2 protein-coding genes are annotated in these 2,092 nt (G+C 57.9%); both read right to left on the minus strand.

What is annotated here, in order from left to right:
• Window positions 1–919: polyamine ABC transporter substrate-binding protein (locus D8V06_RS05150; protein ID WP_130930553.1), on the minus strand; the 919-nt coding region annotated here is incomplete at its 3' end.
• Between the two features lie 241 nt (window positions 920–1,160).
• A complete protein-coding gene (locus D8V06_RS05155) occupies window positions 1,161–2,045 on the minus strand; it encodes an ABC transporter permease subunit (RefSeq protein ID WP_056853449.1) in 885 nt (294 codons plus the stop codon).
• Window positions 2,046–2,092 lie beyond the last annotated feature (47 nt).

The raw sequence follows: 2,092 nt of genomic DNA on the forward strand, positions 1-2,092 counted from the left end.
TGTTGTTGGTGATCTCGGCGATGATGTCCGGGCGCATCAGGAAGTTCATGAACTGATAGGCCTCTTCGACGTTCGCCGCATCACGCGGGATGGCAACCATGTCGTAGAAACTGCCGGCACCTTCTTTCGGGATGCTGTAGTCAATCTTCACCTTGTCGCCGGCTTCCTCGGCTCGAGCCTTGGCTTGCAACACGTCACCGGAGTAACCGACGGCGACGCAGATGTTGCCGTTGGCCAGGTCAGAGATGTACTTCGACGAATGGAAGTAAGACACCGACGGGCGAATCTTCATGAACAGCGCTTCAGCTTCGGCGATGTGCGCCTTGTCGCGGTCGTTGACCGGGTAACCCAGGTAGTGAAGGGCGGCCGGGATCATTTCGGTCGGCGAATCGAGGAAACTGATACCGCAGGCTTTGAGTTTTTCAGCGTTTTCCGGTTTGAACAGCAAGTCCCAGGAGTTGGTCGGCGCGTTGGCACCCAGCACTTCCTTGACCTTGGCCGGGTTGAAACCAATGCCGATCGAACCCCACATGTACGGGAACGCATGAGCGTTGTCCGGGTCGCTGGCGGAGGCGTTTTTCAGCAATACCGGATTGAGGTTTTTCCAGTTCGGCAGCTTCGATTTGTCCAGTTCCCGATAGACGCCGGCCTTGATCTGCTTGGCCAGGAAACTGTTGGACGGCACGACTATGTCATAGCCCGATTTGCCCGCCAGCAGGCGCGCTTCAAGGGTTTCGTTGCTGTCGAAGACATCGTAGGTTACGCGGATGCCAGTCTCGTCTTCGAATTTCTTGACGGTGTCCGGGGCAATGTAATCCGACCAGTTGTAGACGCGCAGAACCTTGTCATTGGCCTGGGCGCCCGAGGCGATCGCGCCCAATAAGGACAGTGTCAGCAGAGTCCTGCCAAACATTTTCATCGGTACAACTCCATTTCTTTTCTTATTCAAATACACAAAACAAAAATCAGAATTCAGAACCAGTGGCAGTGAGCCCCAATATCTGGGGGCTTGATACAGTGCCTGTCTGGGGGGGTTAACCCAGTGCCTGTGGCGAGGGAGCTTGCTCCCGCTGGGCTGCGCAGCGGCCCCAAAATTGTGTGAGTGCTGCACACTCAAGCGGGAGCAAGCTCCCTCGCCACAAGGAGCAAGTCCCAGCGACTTACGCCGTCGCTCCCAACATCTTCTTCTCGGGCGCCTGCCAGGATTCGCTGGCGGTCTGGTCCATCGCTTCCTGGATCGCGCGTTTACGGCTGGCTTCGGCACGTCGGCTGAAATACCAGACCATGAAGGTCACGATCGAAACAGCCAACAGAATCAGGCTGGCCACGGCATTGATCTCAGGCTTCACACCCAGACGCACCGCCGAGAACACTTCCATCGGCAGGGTCGTCGAACCCGGGCCGGAAACGAAGCTCGCCAACACCAGGTCATCCAGCGACAAGGCGAACGACATCATGCCGCCCGCTGCCAGTGACGGCGCGATCATCGGAATGGTGATCAGGAAAAACACCTTGAATGGCTTGGCGCCGAGGTCCATGGCCGCTTCTTCGATGGACAGGTCCAGTTCGCGAAGGCGGGCGGAGACTACCACTGCCACGTAGGCGGCACAAAACGTGGTGTGGGCGATCCAGATCGTGACGATGCCACGCTCCATCGGCCAACCGATCAACTGCGCCATGGCCACGAACAGCAGCAACAGCGACAGGCCGGTAATCACCTCGGGCATCACCAGCGGCGCGGTGACCAGGCCACCGAACAACGTACGGCCCTTGAAACGCGTGACACGGGTCAGCACGAACGCGGCCAATGTCCCCAGTGCGACTGCAGCGATTGCCGTGTAGCAGGCGATTTCCAGCGAGCGCACCACCGAACCCATCAGTTGCGAGTTGTCGAGCAGACCGGCGTACCACTTGAACGACCAGCCGCCCCAAACCGTCACCAGTTTCGATGCGTTGAACGAGTAGATCACCAGGATCAGCATCGGCAGGTAGATGAACGACAGGCCGAACACCAGCATCAATTTTGAAAACCCGAAACGTTTCATCCCCGTGCCTCCATCTCTTTGGCCTGGCTGCGGTTGAACAGCAGAAT

The organism is Pseudomonas sp. Sample_24 (genome assembly GCF_004307605.1).
Lineage (GTDB): Bacteria > Pseudomonadota > Gammaproteobacteria > Pseudomonadales > Pseudomonadaceae > Aquipseudomonas.